Annotated in this window: 16 protein-coding genes; 13 read left to right on the forward strand and 3 right to left on the reverse strand. The window is 35.5% G+C overall.

Going from position 1 to position 14,840, the window contains the following annotated elements:
• The first annotated feature begins 103 nt into the window (after positions 1 to 103).
• The 3 genes from QWT87_RS07535 (at position 104) to QWT87_RS07545 (ending at position 1,993) form a co-directional block, all read left to right on the forward strand.
• Entirely contained in the window at positions 104 to 385 is a 282-nt protein-coding gene (locus QWT87_RS07535) for a hypothetical protein (protein WP_256039485.1), read from the forward strand.
• Positions 375 to 779: a hypothetical protein gene (locus QWT87_RS07540; protein WP_302715347.1), complete on the forward strand. Its 405-nt coding sequence runs from the start codon at positions 375 to 377 to the stop codon at positions 777 to 779. Before QWT87_RS07535 ends, QWT87_RS07540 begins: the two co-directional genes overlap by 11 nt.
• Before the next feature lie 83 nt (positions 780 to 862).
• On the forward strand, positions 863 to 1,993 hold the full coding sequence (locus QWT87_RS07545; protein ID WP_302715349.1) for a serine hydrolase domain-containing protein: 1,131 nt from the start codon (positions 863 to 865) through the stop codon (positions 1,991 to 1,993).
• A 47-nt stretch (positions 1,994 to 2,040) separates the two neighbouring features.
• On the opposite strand, the gene QWT87_RS07550 is transcribed toward QWT87_RS07545, so the two are convergent.
• Positions 2,041 to 2,205 carry a hypothetical protein gene (locus QWT87_RS07550; protein WP_157967254.1) on the reverse strand — a complete coding sequence of 55 codons (165 nt, stop codon included), beginning with the start codon at positions 2,203 to 2,205 and terminating at the stop codon, positions 2,041 to 2,043.
• Between the two features lie 333 nt (positions 2,206 to 2,538).
• Between QWT87_RS07550 and QWT87_RS07555 the strand changes: the two genes are divergently transcribed.
• On the forward strand, positions 2,539 to 2,817 hold the full coding sequence (locus QWT87_RS07555; RefSeq protein ID WP_076391105.1) for a hypothetical protein: 279 nt from the start codon (positions 2,539 to 2,541) through the stop codon (positions 2,815 to 2,817).
• Between the two features lie 46 nt (positions 2,818 to 2,863).
• Here QWT87_RS07555 and QWT87_RS07560 read toward each other — a convergent pair whose 3' ends face one another.
• Complete coding sequence (locus QWT87_RS07560) at positions 2,864 to 3,745, reverse strand: cupin-like domain-containing protein (protein WP_185207556.1); 882 nt, start codon at positions 3,743 to 3,745, stop codon at positions 2,864 to 2,866.
• Between the two features lie 623 nt (positions 3,746 to 4,368).
• Between QWT87_RS07560 and QWT87_RS07565 the strand changes: the two genes are divergently transcribed.
• On the forward strand, positions 4,369 to 4,581 hold the full coding sequence (locus QWT87_RS07565) for a hypothetical protein (RefSeq protein WP_288457373.1): 213 nt from the start codon (positions 4,369 to 4,371) through the stop codon (positions 4,579 to 4,581).
• A gap of 55 nt (positions 4,582 to 4,636) precedes the next feature.
• The gene (locus QWT87_RS07570; protein WP_302715356.1) at positions 4,637 to 5,401 is read left to right on the forward strand and encodes a GLPGLI family protein; all 765 of its coding nucleotides are present in this window, start codon (positions 4,637 to 4,639) and stop codon (positions 5,399 to 5,401) included.
• A gap of 82 nt (positions 5,402 to 5,483) precedes the next feature.
• Here the strand turns inward: QWT87_RS07570 and QWT87_RS07575 are convergent, their stop codons facing one another.
• Positions 5,484 to 5,843 carry a helix-turn-helix domain-containing protein gene (locus QWT87_RS07575; protein ID WP_185207550.1) on the reverse strand — a complete coding sequence of 120 codons (360 nt, stop codon included), beginning with the start codon at positions 5,841 to 5,843 and terminating at the stop codon, positions 5,484 to 5,486.
• Positions 5,844 to 6,128: 285 nt separating this feature from the next.
• Here QWT87_RS07575 and QWT87_RS07580 point away from each other — a divergent pair, with 285 nt between their 5' ends.
• The 7 genes from QWT87_RS07580 to glmM all read left to right on the forward strand — a co-directional run bounded on the left by QWT87_RS07580 (position 6,129) and on the right by glmM (position 14,751).
• Positions 6,129 to 8,840, forward strand: coding sequence for a hypothetical protein (locus QWT87_RS07580; protein ID WP_302715359.1), 2,712 nt, complete (start codon positions 6,129 to 6,131; stop codon positions 8,838 to 8,840).
• A gap of 124 nt (positions 8,841 to 8,964) precedes the next feature.
• On the forward strand, positions 8,965 to 9,876 hold the full coding sequence (locus tag QWT87_RS07585; protein WP_108411530.1) for a GLPGLI family protein: 912 nt from the start codon (positions 8,965 to 8,967) through the stop codon (positions 9,874 to 9,876).
• Positions 9,877 to 10,007: 131 nt separating this feature from the next.
• On the forward strand, positions 10,008 to 10,262 hold the full coding sequence (locus tag QWT87_RS07590; protein WP_302715363.1) for a FeoA family protein: 255 nt from the start codon (positions 10,008 to 10,010) through the stop codon (positions 10,260 to 10,262).
• The gene (gene feoB / locus QWT87_RS07595; RefSeq protein ID WP_302715365.1) at positions 10,262 to 12,295 is read left to right on the forward strand and encodes a ferrous iron transport protein B; all 2,034 of its coding nucleotides are present in this window, start codon (positions 10,262 to 10,264) and stop codon (positions 12,293 to 12,295) included. The genes QWT87_RS07590 and feoB overlap by 1 nt, the downstream gene beginning before the upstream one ends.
• Positions 12,295 to 12,447 (forward strand): hypothetical protein, encoded by a 153-nt coding sequence (locus QWT87_RS07600; protein ID WP_302715367.1) that lies wholly within the window; start codon positions 12,295 to 12,297, stop codon positions 12,445 to 12,447. The genes feoB and QWT87_RS07600 overlap by 1 nt, the downstream gene beginning before the upstream one ends.
• Positions 12,448 to 12,530: 83 nt before the next feature.
• Positions 12,531 to 13,367 carry a DNA damage-inducible protein D gene (dinD, locus tag QWT87_RS07605; RefSeq protein WP_302715369.1) on the forward strand — a complete coding sequence of 279 codons (837 nt, stop codon included), beginning with the start codon at positions 12,531 to 12,533 and terminating at the stop codon, positions 13,365 to 13,367.
• Between the two features lies 1 nt (position 13,368).
• On the forward strand, positions 13,369 to 14,751 hold the full coding sequence (gene glmM / locus QWT87_RS07610; protein ID WP_302715371.1) for a phosphoglucosamine mutase: 1,383 nt from the start codon (positions 13,369 to 13,371) through the stop codon (positions 14,749 to 14,751).
• The last annotated feature ends 89 nt before the right edge of the window (positions 14,752 to 14,840 follow it).

Consider the following 14,840-nt stretch of genomic DNA (forward strand, 5'->3'; position numbering starts at 1 on the left):
TTAATTTCCGTATTTTTCACATGCGGAACTGTTGTTTTTACTGATGGAATTTAATTTTTATCAGACGAAATTTGCTTTACTAAAACCAATAAAACCAACACTTATGGCAACTAAAAAGCAATTTTTCGTTTCACTGGAAGGCGTAGACCTTACCGACGAACAATTAAAAAACATCGACAAGGGAATTCAGAATGTAGTGCTTTCCGAACTGTCCAAAGTAGACAACACACAGGCTTTCGGCGCACACAGAAATTTCAGAGAACTGACTAAACCCTTAAAAGTGAAAGACTGGTTTCCCTGGGGAATCATTATTTTCAAGCCGGGAATCGATCTTACCAAGCAGGTTACAGAAATCCATAATCAGATAAAAGCTTATGGAGGCTAGTTTTAATTCTTCAAAAAAGATGTGTCCCAGCTATGTTGGAAAAGTTGGGGCGCAGCTTTTCGGAGTCGTCAATAAAGACGGAAAAGTACAGTTTATAACCCCTCTTACCGTCACAGAAGATTTTATTGAACAGAATGAAAACCTTGAGCAGCGATTCCGTTTCACCGGAAAATGTGTGGAAAAAGGCTGCGGACAATGGAATCATGAGGAATCAAGATGTTCTTTATCCAAAAAAGTTCAGGATCTGAATTTCCCGAAAAATACTGAATTATCATTTTGTCCGATCCGTTCGCAGTGCAGATGGTTTTCTCAGGATGGCAAAGAAGCCTGTTTTTCCTGCAATGAAGTCACCCGAAATATGGAAGAATTACTTGTTAATAATTCAACACAATAAAAATCCAACGATAAAATTGGCGGCATATACTTTGAATGATTGATTATTAAGATTTTATCTGAAAATCAATTTTCAAACTTACTATGAGAAAACTTCTAACCGCAGGTATCACAGGAATTTCAGCATTTGTTGCTGTGGTTCTCCTTTTGGGATACGGATATATTTTTAAAGCTTTAGCGATCAATTTAAAAAAAGGACCTTTTACTCCCTCAACAGACGATGAGGAAAAATTTCCTTCACGGGTTATTCGCAACAGACATCCGAAACGCTGGAAGAAACACATCAGTTACAATAAAAAGGAACTTTCAGGACGAGTTTTGGACGAGCTAAAAAAGACAAGGGCATCTTCTCTTCTGGTAATTCACGACGGAAAACTCCTGCACGAAGAATACTGGAAAGATCATGATGCTTCTTCTTTAATGAATTCCTTTTCAATGGCGAAAGGCGTTCTTTCAATCTTAACGGGTTGTGCGATCGATGACGGATATATTGAATCTGAAAACCAGTTGATTTCCACCGTTTTTCCACAATACCAAAACAGCCGTTTCGGAAAACATCTCACTTTTAAACATTTAATGACAATGCAGGCGGGATTGGATTGGGAAGAAGAATACCATCATCCTTTTGCAGAGAATTCCAGACAGTATTTTGTAGACGATCTTGCGGAGCAGGCTTTCGGAATTGGGTTCAAGGAAATGCCGGGCGAAAAGTATGAATATCAAAGTGTTGCTGCGCAATTATTAGGACTTGCGTTAAGAGAAGCAACGGGAAAAGATCTTGCAGTTTATCTTTCAGAAAAAATATGGCAGCCTTTAGGAATGGAATTACCTGCAAAATGGAGCATCGACGAAAAAGGCGTTGAAAAAGCGTTCTGCTGTATCCATGCAATACCAAGAGATTTCGCAAAACTCGGACAGCTTATCATGCAGAAAGGAGAATGGGAAGGAAAGCAGCTCATCAGTAAAGAATATTGTGAAAAACTTTTATCGCCCACAATAGAGAACGATGCATTTTGCTACACCATCTGGGCAGATGACGAAAGTGATCATCAATACAGATTTTTTTACGGCTTTTTAGGACAGTTCATTATCATGGTTCCCGAAAAAAAGATGGTGATCGTGAAAACCGGATTTTACAACAGGCTGGATGTCGATAAAAAGAAAAGACCGCTTCAGGTAAAGCTTTTGGTAGAAGAACTTACAAAACTGATATAAAAAATTAAGCTGCAGAATTTCTGCAGCTCATTTTTTTGATAGTAAATTTAGAATGAATCTCTGTAATTTAGATTCCCTGTTGCTCCCTGCGGAAGAAAAACAACTTTTCTTTTAATGCTTTTTGCTTTTTCCAGAGCTTTAAGAGCCTTTTGACGTTCAACTTCCCTGTTGAAGTGAGAGTTGATGTTCTCAGATTGTGCAGTTGCTTTCATATATGTATATTTTTGGTGTGTTACAGTGAGCTAATCTAAAAATATGCCGTTTTTAGGGTAAATCTTCTAATGAGGTATCAAAAACAAAAAAAATATTTTTTTTCAGTTCTTTGTTATTCTTGGCATAGTAGTTGAATGCCTAATTGCAACTATTAAAAAATAAGCAAATAAGGGATCTTAAATATTTCCCGGAGCAATTCGGGAATATTTTTTATCACTAATTACAGGAAAAACACCAATCACTATAAATATTAATACTTTTGACTAAATCTCCGAATCTTTCGGGGATTTTTTCATGTGGTTTTATTTGATACCTTTACAGAAAAATAGTTCATGGCTTATATAATTAAAACAACATCAGACGGTTTGATTTATGTGAAAGCGTCGAACGTTATCCACGTAAAAAAGCCAAATGCACTGGAAGGAGCAAAGGTTATGGGACAGCCATTGGTTATTAATGTGAATCATATTGGCTTTCTGAGCTACAATATCGAAGGTCATGTTACATTCTTTATGGCAAGCGGGTTCGAGATCTCGATGAAGATATTTTACGAAGAAGCGGAAGAGGCTTTTAACTGTGCAAAAGGAAGTATCGAAAAGATCATCAGGTAAATTTTAATCAATAAAAAAGACGTTTCACCCGAAACGTCTTTCTTTTTTATCTTGGTAAGCCTCTCTTCAGAGCAATTTCTGCTCTTTTTACAGCCACTTTTTCTTTCCAGTCCATGTATTTTTTCTTGAAGTTCTTCTTCATGATATCATCAAATTTACGCTGTACGGTAAGATTCCATAAAGAATGCGCTTTCACCGCCCAGGATTTGTCCCATGCTCTCAGGGAAATAGAAAAACTTCCGTCCAGATATTTCATCCAGTGCCACCATCCGGTTGGCATAAATAAAGTGTCTCCGTGCTCAAGATAACATTCAATACCTTCTACGCCGTCTAAAGCAGGGAATTTTGTGAAGTCAGGATTTTCAATATCATAATCTTCCAGCGCATATGTTGCGTAAGGAATCTGGTAAAGTCTTTCTTTCCATTTGTAATCGAAAAGAAGAATATGTTTTCTTCCGTTGAAGTGCGTATGGAAAATATGAGCCATATCGATATCAAAATGCAGGAACGTTACAGAACCTTTACCTCCGAAAAACATATTGGGATATTTATCCAGAAATCCACCCATTAATTCTTTCGGAGAAATATAATCTTCCAGAAGTTTTGGGGCAAATTTTATAGGATCAAAAAGGAAAATTCTAAGATCGGTAGGTTCTCTCTGGATAAGATCGATATAATCCCCGAATTTCATTCTGGCTGCCGAAGCATTAATGGGAGCTGCAGGATCTGCCTTCGAGCTGTCGTACAACGGAACTTCCACATCACCTACTACCTCCTTCATATATTCCATGGTCCATTTCTGGTACGCTGGCCATTTTCTTGCCATGTTCTTAATGACAACAGGTTTTCTCGGCTTCAGATACTTTTCAATGAATTCTTCCTGAGTAATATCATCTACAATATCTATAGGCTTTAAATTGATTCCCATTTCTTAAAAATTTAATGTTACAAAATTATTAAATAAAAATATATGTTAACAGATTTAAGCTTTTTTTAATCTATGATTCAAATCATTTTTAACTATTTAGACTAAATAAAAAACTGAAAAATAATCTTAAAGGCAAAAAAAACACCCTGCAAAAAAAGAATTGCAGGGTAAAAACACAATTTGATGAATAAAAATTCATTTCTTCCCGCTAAAATAAAAAAATATTTATAACTGATTTTTATCTGAAAGTGAATATTATAAGCTAAAAGTATAGAATTTTTTCTATACCATTCTATAAAATACTGTTGATGGCATTTAAATATAAAACACAAAATAAATTTTGATGAATTTTATTAATTTTCAAATAAAAAATATTTTTTTTTCTACCCAATAAATACGGCGTAATTTGCTGATTTTCTTATGCAGTAACTTTACAATATTATTCATAATTTTATGATATGACACAAATGAGAAATTCGCGAAACATTTTGCGGTGCTCTACCGTAAGATGTATTTCTTTAAAGTCATCATGATGCATCATCCGAACTGTACATTTATTCTAGGCAAAATTGTATAGTTAGGGAAAAATTAATTATTAACGATTCTAAAAGAAAACAAATTTTATGAAAAAGAAAATTTTATTCAGCGCCATGATGGGTATTTCAGTGATGGCGTTTGCGAAAACACTTCAGGCTGTTTGGACTTCAACTTGTGGAGTTAAACATTATACAACATTTACCGGAGATTGGAGCCAATCTGAGATGGCTTTATGGATTGCAGAAAAAAATGCAGACGAATGTGGTAATTATCCTTCAAGTGTAACTTTTAATCCTTAAATTAAGGTCTGTTTCAAATATCACTGTTTGAGAAAGACTTTTCAAATTATTAGCGATGAAATCAAAAAAAATATTTCTTTTACTTGCCATCTTTTTTAGTTTTTTTCCTTTTTCACAGAAGATTTCTTTTGTTCCTTCTATTAGGGTTACATACAATTCTGCGTTAAATTTGGGAGAGAATTTTAAAAAAGAGCAGAAATTTGTTTTAATAGGAAATTCGCAGGATTACTATTTTGGAGCAAATCAAAATTATTTAAATGATACAGGACAATACGAAAGTAAAGGTGTTGATCTGAGAGCAATCAGCGATTATTTTCAAGAAAGGGTTATTGGGAAAAGCGGAATAATCAATACCTTTTTAACAGTTACCGAAAATAAAATAAGATATCAGGAGGCTTTAAAATTACAATGGGTTCTTTATTCTGATACAAAAATGATAAATGGAGTCAAATGCCAAATGGCGACAACAAACAAATTCGGAAGACGATGGATTGCTTACTTTTCTAAAGAATATTCTCAGTCTTTAGGTCCGTATAAATTTAATGGATTGCCAGGTTTAATTTTTGAATTGTATGATACCCGGGATGATTATCATTTTACAGCTTCCAAAGTAGAGAAGTTTAATGATGAATTTAGTTTTAATATAGGAGCATTTAAAAAATATGACAAACAGGATTACTTAAAAGCTTCTTTTAATCTCAGGTTTACTTCAGCTTCTTTGCCCGTTTTACAGGGAGAAATGAGAAAAGAATTTGATGATATGATGAAAAGAAAACAAAAAAGATTTAACAATCCTCTGGAATTAAAACCTTTTGAATAATATTTTACTTCCCTGCGAAATAATAAAACAAAAGAGTCTTAAAACTAAGGCTCAAAACACAAGTGTTAGATAAAAAAACGACTTATTTTTTCAGACTTTTAATCAGTTCTTCAAGCTGAGAACTGATTACTTTTGCTGCTTCAGAATCTGTAATATTGATGATAATTCCCTGCTGAATATCTTTTTGACCAATTGAATTATCGTGCATTTCAAAATTTTCTTGCGAATTTGAAACTGTTGATTTTTGACCATCTTCAAAAAGGTCTTGAATTTTCACCTGAAAAATTTCGGCAAGTTTCGGAATATATTGAGACTTAATATCGGTGATTTCATTTTCCCAGTTGGTATATGTATTTCTGTCTAATCCCAACATATCGGCAATTTCCTGTTGAGAAAATTTGGTTTTGCTTCTCAGCCTTTTAAGATTAGTTCCTACTCCCATAGATGAAATTCTTTTTTTACAAATGTATACAATTAGCCAAAGAATTAATAATAAAACACTTCAAAAATTCAGTCTTTTCATGAAATATGGCTTAATAACAAAATCAAAAGAAAATTTTTCATTCGGGAAAAATTTTTCCTTTAAAAAATAAAGTTCAACACATCAAAAAAATATCACTATGTTTGTAGTGATAAAAAAGAGGTTTAACTTTTGGGCTTAAATACAATCTTTATACTCGTGTAACAAAACGCTTTAACCATTAACTAATTAAGCAAATAATAAATTATGAAAAAGAGAATATCTTTATTCCTGATGATTTTTTTCTCTGTGATCGCTTTTGCACAGAAAACGGTTTCGGGGAAGATCACGGATGAAGACGGGGTTGGAATCCCAAGTGCAAGTGTAACGGTGGAAGAGCCGGGAAAAGATGCCATTCTTGCCTATGGAATTACCAACTCGAAAGGAGAATACAAAGTCACCTTCACTTCAGGAGAATCCAATGTAGACCTTAAAGTAAAGGCTTTTAACCAAAGACCTTTAACGAAGCAGATCAGCAACAGCGATCAGACGCTCAACTTCAAAATGGATTCTGAGGCTACAGAAATTAAGGAAGTGAAGCTTAAAACAAAAATGGTTACGGCAAGAGGAGACACCATTTCCTACGATCTTAAAGCCTTTGACAGCAAAAGTGACAGAACCTTGGCGGATGTTTTGAAAAAAATGCCGGGAATTGAAGTCAATACAGACGGAACGATTCTTTATCAGGGAAATGCGATCAATAAATTCTACGTTAACGGAAAAGACTTAATGGAAGGAGGATATGGAACCATCAACAACTCACTTCCGAAAGATGCAGTACAGAAAGTTGAGGTACTGGAAAATCACCAACCCGTAAAAATCTTACAGGATAAAGTGCCTTCCGATCAGGCAGCCATCAATATCAAGCTGAAAAATTCTGTTACCATGACGGGAAGAGGAGAAGTAGGAGTAGGAGGAAGTCCGCTTTTATGGAATGTAAAACTTACACCGATGTTCTTCGGGCAGAAAAGTCAGTGGGTGGTTAACTACAAATCCAACAACATCGGAGAACAGGTAGAAAACGAAGGGAATATTCTGTCTTTCGGAAACAGATTTGAAGGAAGAAGAATCAACGCGACCCAAAACGACTGGCTGAATGTAGAAAATGCAAGTACTCCGAATCTTCCGGTAAAAAGATATCTCATGAACAGTGTTCACTACGTATCTGCAAATTACCTGACCAATATCGACAAGAAAAAAGAATGGGAACTGAAAGCCAACGCCAATTATACAAATAATGCAGTGGAAAGAGAGTCTTATAATGAGCAGGAATTATTTGCAACGCCTAACAGACAGGCATCTACTATATTGCAGAATATCCGCAATAATTTCTATACAGACAAAGCAAAAGGAGAATTAATTTTTACCAAAAATGCAAAAAAGGGATTCTTTAAAAATACCACAAGTTTTTCTCAGTACTGGAACGCCGACAGAGGAATTGTTGACAGAACTGTAAAAGGTTCTGCAAGCAGTTATACGGCACATGGAGATGAAGCGGTGGAATCGCCAACAACCTCTTTCCAAAACTCATTGAGTACTATTGTTCCCTGGAAAGAAAAAATGGTAAATGTATTATCGTACATCAGTTATCAGACAGACAGACAGACTTTGGATGTTTCACCGGCTTCCTATCTCGCAATTCCTGGCTTTCTTACCACTTCTACAGATTTTGTGAGACAGAATTTAAGACTTAAAACTTTTGAAGCCAATCATTCTGCCAATATTGGTTTTTCTACAAAAGGATGGACATTTACCCCGGAAGTTGGATTCAATTTTAAATCGACCGATTTAGTTTCTGGTTTGTCAAATATTATAACCAATCCTTTTACCAGTCCAGATCCTACACCTGCTTCTAAATACAGTAATGACTTAAGTTATACCACTGCAACACCTTATGGAAGTTTAGGGGTGAATTATAAAAGTGATTCGTGGATGTTGTATGCTAATTTCCCGGTAAACTCAAATAATATTAAAGCAGATGATCCGATAAGACTGGTTTCGAAAGAAGTAAATAAAGTGACATTTGAACCAAGTATTTTTGCGCAATATACCTTTGCCTCTTTCTGGAAAGCTTCCGTAAATGCTAATGTTAATAATAATTTTGGAGAAATAAACACAGCCTATTCAGGGTTTTTAATGACTTCTCCGGCGGGAATCAGTGCGATGGATATTAATAATCCGATTCCTCAGAACAATAATAAATCTGCCGGAACGAGACTAGAATACAGAAATCCGTTGAATAATTTATTCTTTAACATCAACTACAGGTTTTCTGATGCAAAAAGAAACTTAATTTCCAATCCTACGATCAATGAAGCAGGATATACTATCATGCAGTATAAAGAGCAGGACAACCATGTTTTAAATAATGGATATAACCTGGAAGTAGGAAAATATTTTCCGAAGTTTAAAACGAATGCTTCCGTCAGCTACAGCAATAATACAGCAAAATCTGATGCTTTTCTGGATAATGCTTCCTACACGAACAAGAATAACAGTCAGTCATTTGGCGTGAAATTTAACAATACCTATTTCAGTTGGATGAGCATTGATTATAATGCAAGTTTCTCAAGAACAAAGCAGACAAGTACAGGAAGGGTGGTTTCTGATGCTGCAAGAAAAGGATTTACCCATAATTTAGGACTTTTCTTCTATCCGATAGAAAACCATACCATCGGCTTCAACTGGGATCAAGTGAACACCAATGCGGTAGATCAGAAATACCACAACGGATTCTACGATCTTTCTTATCAGTTCACATGGGCTAAAAAGAAAATTGATTTTGAATTGAAATGGATGAATATTGCAAATAAGAGAGTATTTGAAACGTATGAAATTAATGCAACAAATACAAACTACACAAGAATTCAGCTTCGTCCGAGTCAGGTCATGTTTACCGTAAAATTCAACTTTAAATAAAATCAAAACCAGTCTTCAAAGGCTGGTTTTTTTATTTGATAAAAGAAAATTCAGAAACAAATTAAAAAAAATCTGTAACAAAAATCTGAAACCGCTAACTAATTGTATAAACATTCTATTTAAAATGAAAAAACTATTTTCAATATTTCTGGTTGCATTTTTTGCATTGGTAAGTGCACAGGATAAAGACTCAAAAGAAACTGCCAACCGTTTTTTTTATGAACTTACTTTCAAGCCAAAAAGCGATTCTGCAAAACTGGAAAAAGTAATGACGGTTTTAGACATCGTTAAAGACAGATCCGTTTACAGAGATTATACCATGCTTGCTCAGGATTCTATCATGAAAGTTCAGATTGAAGCAATGCAGAAGTCGGGAGTATTCAAAGATATGTCGAAATCTATCAGAATGCCGAAATTCTCAGAAAAAGTGGTTAAAACATATCCTGATATGAAAATCCAGTATATTGAAAGAATAGCAAGCGGATTTTCACCAATGGGAATTGCCTACACAGAAACGCCGAAATTCGACTGGAAAATTTCTAACGAAAAAGAAAAAATAGGAGCTTACAATGCTCAAAAAGCTACGGCTGAATTCGGAGGAAGAAAATGGACAGCATGGTTCACTACAGAACTGCCTTTTCAGGATGGTCCGTATAAGTTTTCTGGACTTCCGGGCTTGATCGTTAAAATAGAAGACGATGCAAAAAACTATTCTTGGGTGCTTCAGGGAAACAGAAAGGTACAGAACTGGGAAGAACTTTCTTATGCAGAAAAAATTTCCAACATGAGCTTAAAAGTAACAGAAATGCCGCGGGAAAAATTCGAGAAAACGTTTAACGAGTTCAAGAAAGATCCTTTCGCTACGGCAAGACCGATGATGACGCAGGAGATTATGTCTAAAACAATTCCGGGAATGGACGGAACAATAGGGGATATGATGAAAAAGCAGGAGAAAATGTATAAAGATTTCTTCAACGCAAACAACAACCCGATCGAACTTACCCAGTCTGCTTCTACAGACAAAAAGAAAAAGTAACATTCATATTTACTAAATTATATTTGAATCAACCCAAATGCGTGAAAGCATTTGGGTTGATTTTTTTCATAGAATACGTTATTTAGATTAAATTTAAATAGCGTATATTTGCAGGTACAAAAATATCGGCTTTGAAACATAAGGATTTACATAAGTTGAGCGGATTTCCCAAAAACAGACTCGGGAAAATAATAGGATATGATAACGACAGCCTGAAAATGCCCAATAAGATCATCGAAATGGGGCTTCTTCCGGAAACATTCTTCAGGATTTTGTATCAGGCACCGTTCAGTGGTCCGATGTATGTGGAGTTTGGTGATGAAAAAAGCCGTATTGCTCTTCGTGAAGAAGAAGGAGATTATATCATCGTTGAAGAATTGAATTAATGCAGAGCGCTCAGAAAAAACAGATTCTTTTAGTCGGGAATCCAAACGTCGGAAAATCTACGGTTTTCAATGCCTTAAGCAATAAAAAGCAAAAGACCGGAAATTACGCGGGAGTTACCGTAGCAAGCCATTCCGGAACATACAGTTATAAGAACGAAGAAGTTGAAATTATCGATTTACCAGGTTCTTACAGCATTTATCCAAGCTCGGAAGATGAGGCTATTTTTTCTAAATTTCTTATTGATGAACAGCAAAATTATGCAGGCGTTATCTATATTCTCGAAGCATTAAGCCTGAAAAGAGGACTTCTTTTGTTTCAGCAGATTCAGGATTTGGGAATTCCGATGATTTTGGTCGTCAATCAGATTGATCAGGCAGAAAGAAGAGGAATCGCGATCAATATCAATAAATTATCTGAGTCTTTAGGGATAAAAGTTTTTGAGACCAATGCTAAAGAACAGATCGGGATTGAAGAAGTAAAAGAAGCCGTTCATCTTAATCAATTTGTAACAACCGAGAAAATTTCTTTCGAAACCCCTTCCGAACACAAAGATTTCATAAGAAAATTATCCCTTCACAAAGGATTTGAAAACGAATATAAAGCATGGATGAGCCTTTCTCTGGGAACAGATCTGGAGAAGCTGGAATCTATTGTAGGACTCATCAACGAGCCGGAATCCAAAAGTCTGGTTCCGAAAAGACTGCAGGTGCAGGAAACGGTAAGAAGATATCAGCATGCAGATAAAATTCTGTCTGATGTTATTTCTAAAAAACCGCAGTTCAAAGAACTTTTAACAGAAAAATTAGACAAAGTTCTGGTTCATAAATTCTGGGGATACGTCGTTTTCCTTTTGATTTTATTAATCATTTTCCAGAGTGTATTTTTCTTAGCCGAATATCCGATGAACTGGATCGACAGTTTCTTTTCTTGGTTAGCAGCTTTCACTTCAGAACATTTACCGGAAGGACCTATCAATTCATTGGTTTCGAACGGAATTATTCCGGGAATCGGCGGAATTGTAGTGTTTGCACCACAGATCGGAATTTTACTGTACTTCCTTTATCTTTTGGAAGATTCGGGATATATGGCGAGAGTGGTTTTCCTAATGGACCGTATTTTAAGACCTTTCGGGCTGAACGGTAAAAGTATTGTTCCTTTAGTTTCCGGAACAGCGTGTGCAATTCCGGCAGTTATCTCAACAAGAAATATCGAAAATTTAAAAGAAAGGCTGCTTACCATTTTAGTAACACCTTTTATGACGTGTTCTGCGAGACTTCCGGTGTACAGCATCATTATCGGGCTTATTATTTCAGACGGAACATTTTTAGGAATAAAATATAAGGCTTTGGTTTTGATGGGAATGTATCTGCTGGGATTTTTAGTCGCATTATTTTCCGCAGCTATTCTCAAAAGATTTATTAAAAATAAAGGAAAAACCTATCTTGTGATGGATTTACCGACCTATAAAAAACCACTTTTTGCGTATGATTTCAAAATGGTTTTAGGCAAAGTATGGGAATTCATTACCGGAGCCGGAAAGATTATCTTCATTGTAAGCATCATCATCTGGTTTTTAAGCTATTTCGGTCCAAAACAGCAGCCGGATCAGTTTGTGGCAACCAATGTGGAACTGGATCATTCCTACCTTGCCAAAATGGGAAAAGGAATTGAGCCGGTAATCGCTCCTTTAGGCTACGACTGGAAAATGGGCGTCGGAATTCTGACAAGTTTCGTGGCAAGAGAAGTGTTTGTAGGAACTATGTCTACCTTGTACAGTCTTGAAGATGATGCTCCCGAAGTAAAAGTAATTGATAAAATGAGACGCGATGTAAAACCGAACGGTGAGAAAGTATTCAGCTTTGCAACCGGAGTTTCCGTCCTCTTATTTTACGCATTTGCAATGCAGTGTGTTTCTACACTTGCAGTAGTCTACAGAGAAACCAAAAGCTGGAAATGGACTGGCTTACAGGTGGCAATGATGACCGGTTTGGCATATTTTGTGTCGATGATAGCCTATCAGATTTTAAAATAATGGATACTTCCTTAATTTTACAATATATTATTGTCTTACTGATCGTTGCATTCGCGTGCTACTCTTTATTCAGAATATTGAAAAAGAATTTTGCACCGAAAAAGTTCAGTTCCAAAAGAAACGGCTGCGATAAAGATTGCGGATGTTCGTAAAAAATAATGTTCTTTGTGGAAAATTAAATATTTTCTAAATTCAAAAATTACTTAATTTTGTGATAGTTGATACCACAATTAGTATGAAAAAAGAATTAATACAAGAACTTTTTCTAAAATTCGAAAATGCATCACATTTATACGATAATATTGAATGTTGGAGCGCTAGAGAGTTACAAGAAATTCTAAATTACACTAAATGGGATAACTTTTTAAAAGTTATTGAAAAAGCAAAAAAGGCATGCGAAAATGCTGGAGGAGATGTATCTGATCATTTTGCCGATATCAGCAAAATGATCGATTTAGCAAAGGGAGCACAACGAGAAATATCGGATATAGCTTTAACTCGATATGGATGTTATTTGGTTGCTCAAAATGGAGATGCTTCAAAATCTGAAATTGCTTTTGCTCAAACATATTTTGCGGTTCAAACAAGAAAACAAGAAATTATTGAAAAAAGATTATTGGAAGTTGAGCGAGTAACTGCTCGGGAAAAATTATCAAAAACTGAAAAAAAGCTTTCAGGGATTATTTATGAAAGAGGAGTTGATGAAAAAAGTTTTTCAATAATTCGTTCTAAAGGTGATCAAGCTTTGTTTGGTGGTTTTACTACAAATGACATGAAAAAAAGATTAGGAGTTCCACAAACACGCCCCTTAGCTGATTTTTTACCAACATTAGCAATTAAAGCAAAAGATTTTGCAACTGAATTAACCAGTCATAATGTGGTTGAAAAAGATTTAAACGGAGATTCTCAAATTACTAATGAACATATTGAAAACAATTTAGCGGTAAGAAAAATTTTGGGAGAGAGAGGGATTAAACCTGAAAACCTTCCTGCATTAGAAGATATTAAAAAGGTTCAGAGAAAATTGGAAGGTGATGAAAAGAAAATATTAAAACAAACAAAGAAAAAATAAAATGTCACTAATAAAAAGCATTTCAGGAATCCGTGGAACCATTGGCGGAAAAGTAAACGATAATTTAACGCCGCTTGATGTGGTAAAATTCGCTTCCGCATTCGGAACCTGGCTTCAGAACAATAAAAATAAAAAAGATTTAACCCTGGTTATCGGGAGAGATGCAAGAATCTCCGGACAAATGGTGTCTTCTCTGGTAACGGCAACTTTACAGGGACTTGGAATTAACGTAGTAGATTTAGGTCTTTCCACAACACCCACCGTTGAAATTATGGTTCCCGAACTGAAAGCAGACGGAGGAATTATTCTCACCGCTTCCCACAATCCAAAACAGTGGAACGCCTTGAAATTACTGAATGATAAAGGAGAATTCATCAGCGGAGAAAACGGAGCTGAGGTTTTGGCTTTGGCAGAAAGCGAAGATTTCAACTATGCAGAAGTAGACGATTTAGGAAAATATGAGACAAGAGAAGATGCTTTTGATATTCATATTCAGCAGATTTTAGACTTGCCGATGGTAGATGCAGAAGCCATTAAAGCTAAAAATTTCAAAGTGGTGTTGGATGCGGTTAATTCTACGGGAGGAATTGCAATTCCGATGCTTTTGGATAAATTAGGATGCGAAACAGTAAAATTATACTGTGAACCAACCGGTCATTTTCCCCATAATCCGGAACCGTTAAAAGAACATTTGGGAGACATTTGTGAGTTGGTAAAAAAAGAAGGCGCAGATTTCGGAATCGTTGTTGATCCGGATGTAGACAGACTGGCTTTAATCGATGAAAAAGGCGAAATGTTTGGCGAAGAATATACTTTGGTTGCCGTTGCAGATTATTTGCTGAAAAATAAAAACGGAGCGGTAATTTCCAACCTTTCATCAAGCCGTGCTTTAAGAGATGTAGCAAACACCCACAATTCCGAATATTTTGCCAGTGCAGTAGGAGAGGTGAATGTGGTCACTTTAATGAAAGAAAAAAATGCAGTGATTGGAGGAGAAGGAAACGGAGGAATTATTTATCCGGATCTTCACTACGGAAGAGACTCTTTGGTAGGAGTTGCTTTATTTTTAACCCATTTGGCAAAAGAAAATAAAACCGTTTCTGAACTGAGAGCAGGTTATCCAAGTTATTTCATGGGCAAAAAGAAAATCGAATTAACGCCGGAAATCAATGTAGATGATATTTTATCCAAAATGGAAAAAGAATATCAGGACGAAGAAGTTTCTACAGTAGACGGTGTGAAAATCGACTTTGAAAACAACTGGGTTCACCTCAGAAAATCAAATACAGAGCCGATCATCAGAATTTATACAGAGGCAAAATCTCAGGAAGAAGCCGATAAATTGGGAGACGATATCATCGCAAAAATTAAAAGTTTAATTTAATCTGAAATAATAGCGGAGCTTTTTAGCTCCGTTTTTTTGTTTAAAAATCGAAAACTTCAAAATTATTGACGATTTGAATCTTCGCAAAA

It is taken from the genome of Chryseobacterium urinae, assembly GCF_030518295.1.
Lineage (GTDB): Bacteria > Bacteroidota > Bacteroidia > Flavobacteriales > Weeksellaceae > Chryseobacterium > Chryseobacterium mucoviscidosis.